This is a genomic window from Rahnella sp. ChDrAdgB13 (assembly GCF_017655185.1).
Lineage (GTDB): Bacteria > Pseudomonadota > Gammaproteobacteria > Enterobacterales > Enterobacteriaceae > Rahnella > Rahnella contaminans.
In genome coordinates this window covers 1-2,191 of record NZ_JAEMGT010000204.1, presented here as the reverse complement: position 1 = coordinate 2,191, position 2,191 = coordinate 1, and the positions used below count along the sequence as shown (strand labels likewise).

Annotated in this window: 6 protein-coding genes; 5 read left to right on the top strand and 1 reads right to left on the bottom strand. The window is 52.4% G+C overall.

Annotated elements, in window-relative coordinates:
• Nucleotides 1-124 precede the first annotated feature (124 nt).
• Genes J8X26_RS26675 through J8X26_RS26655 form a run of 5 tightly spaced genes read left to right on the top strand, consistent with a single transcriptional unit; the run spans nt 125 to nt 1,734 of the window.
• A complete protein-coding gene (locus tag J8X26_RS26675) occupies nt 125-388 on the top strand; it encodes a hypothetical protein (protein WP_208952545.1) in 264 nt (87 codons plus the stop codon).
• A 2-nt stretch (nt 389-390) separates the two neighbouring features.
• Nucleotides 391-609 carry a hypothetical protein gene (locus J8X26_RS26670; RefSeq protein ID WP_208952544.1) on the top strand — a complete coding sequence of 73 codons (219 nt, stop codon included), beginning with the start codon at nt 391-393 and terminating at the stop codon, nt 607-609.
• Entirely contained in the window at nt 610-1,113 is a 504-nt protein-coding gene (locus tag J8X26_RS26665; RefSeq protein ID WP_208952543.1) for a DUF1804 family protein, read from the top strand. It begins immediately after the preceding gene.
• A complete protein-coding gene (locus J8X26_RS26660; RefSeq protein ID WP_208952542.1) occupies nt 1,103-1,519 on the top strand; it encodes a hypothetical protein in 417 nt (138 codons plus the stop codon). The genes J8X26_RS26665 and J8X26_RS26660 overlap by 11 nt, the downstream gene beginning before the upstream one ends.
• Nucleotides 1,520-1,539: 20 nt before the next feature.
• Nucleotides 1,540-1,734, top strand: a complete 195-nt coding sequence (locus J8X26_RS26655; protein ID WP_208952541.1) for a hypothetical protein — start codon at nt 1,540-1,542, stop codon at nt 1,732-1,734.
• Here J8X26_RS26655 and J8X26_RS26650 read toward each other — a convergent pair.
• Entirely contained in the window at nt 1,706-1,972 is a 267-nt protein-coding gene (locus J8X26_RS26650) for a hypothetical protein (protein ID WP_208952540.1), read from the bottom strand. The genes J8X26_RS26655 and J8X26_RS26650 overlap by 29 nt on opposite strands.
• Nucleotides 1,973-2,191: the final 219 nt, after the last annotated feature.

The window sequence follows — 2,191 nt, the reverse complement described above, 5'->3', positions numbered from 1 at the left end:
CGGCGGGATTGCCGCCCGATGCGCTGTTGCACCATGCCACCGATTACGGCGCGTGGTGTCAGACGAACGCGGCGAAACTGGAAGCGCTGGATGCATTTTTCTGGCCGGATAAGGAGAAGTGAAAATGGAAATGTTAACAATGGATACGGTTCAGAGTTTTATTTTTAGCCTCGTTGGGGCGGGTCTGATCTGGAGCGTTAAACGCCTTTACGGCTCGATTGACGATCTGCGCCGGGATAATGCCCGCATTCGTGAGCTGTACCAGCTTAAATCCGATGCGGTACGCGATCAGGAACAGATTATGGCCATGCTCTCAGAAATCAAGCAGTCAATTGAGCGGACAAACGAACGGGTTGACCGGCTGATTGATGGTATCGGGAGCCGCTGAGCATGAGAAAGCGGCCCCCGGAAAAGTCAGAGGACATGCGCGCCGTACTTCTGGCCCTGCGCGATATTACCGAAAAGTTAGACGCCATTGATGCCCGTCTGGATGCAATGGACGACGAAGGCATAAAGCGTGGCACGGTAGCGGGTACGCTCAGCGGTGCGGTGTCAGGCGCTATGGTTGCGGTTGGTATGGCACTGGTACGTGCCACGGCGGGAGGCTAGATGGCACACCCACGCGAGACCCGCGAAGCATTGCGCAGGGCTTTCATTTTCGGCAATCAGTCTCTGGAATTACTGGCCATCCAGCAAGGCGTGAGTTTTTCGACCGCGATGCGATGGAAAAAAGTGGCCGGTGATGAGGGGGATGACTGGGAGGTCTTGCGCAGTGCTAACCAGCTGGCCAGCGGTGCGCCGGAAGATGTGGCCAGGGCTATTTTGAACGGTCTGATGGTACAGGTACAAACCACGCTCGAGAAACTCAGTGCCGCCGAAGATATCCCAGCACAGGAGCGCGTACAGCTGCTGTCCTCGTTGTCAGATGCGTACACCAAGGCCATTGCGGCCAGTAAAAAAGTATTGCCAGAGACTGACCGGATAGCGACGGCCATCGGCACCATCACGGCCCTGTCGCAGTTTATTCAGTCGCATTATCCGCAGCACCTTGCGGCATTTGTGGAAATTATTGAAGCCTTTACCCCGGAACTGGAGAAAACACATGCCCGGTAAGTTAATTGAGATCAACCCTGAAGTGAGCCTGCGTTCCGACCAGATTAGCGAGGTGCGCCTTAGCCATGACTGGTTGAGCCTTTGTGTAACCACAACCAACGGTGAGGAACTTGATGCTGTTCCGCTGGAAGGCGAAACGCTGGAGATGGCGCGTCGTCGGCTCTTTGCAGCGGTTAATGCACAGGAAAGTGATGTCGCGCAATTAATCAGATTAGGCCCAACTCTGTACATAAACCCTGCGGAGGTAACCACTGTTGGCAAAACGGGGAGCGACGTTCGAATTGGTATTCGGGGTGCGGATTATGTCTCGTTTTATCACGAAGATCCTGTTGCGATGGCTGAGGAAATTGCCGCCCAGGTTAACGCGGCAATGCGCGAGCGTCAGCGCTCTTTAAATACGAATTAAATACGGTTGAGAGGTGATTTATGAGCAATGAAACTGACATTAAATTAGGTGTTGATCTTGAGCGGGTTAACAAGATTGTTGACGTTCTGACGGCTGAGTTCGGTGACGATATTACTCGTATGAAATTCTGGGAAGAACTTTGGGTTGCTTTGGTGGTGATATACGGCCCACGCGGGGCCGTAGATTTTATCGAGCGTTGTCAGACTCCCCGGTAATTGCATTCTCTATTGAGTGGTAGATACCCTGAAAACTATTGCGAATATCCTGTTTTTTCTGCTCAAGGGCGGCTATTTCGATTTCTGCATTTGATAGTGGACTACCTTTTCCACCGTTATTCTCGGCTCTCAAAAAGGCGGAGTGCCCGGATGGATATTCCGTCATGTAGATATCCGTGGCCAGTCTTGCGATCTGGATTTTCTGGTCAATGGTGAGTTTTTCATCTTGCTGTGACATATAAGCCTCTCTGTTTTTAAGGTTATTGGGTTGCGCCGGTATCCTCGCACAGTGAGGCTTATTTTTTAAGAGGCTGATATGTCTTTAAAAACAAGTCTGCGTGACCTGCGTCAGGCAATGACCGATCTGGCCACTGGCCTTCGCCGCACCATTGAAGCGGAGTGCGTGGGCTTTTCCACTGAGGCCCAGGCTGTGATTGAACGCCGCCGGGCTGTTGAC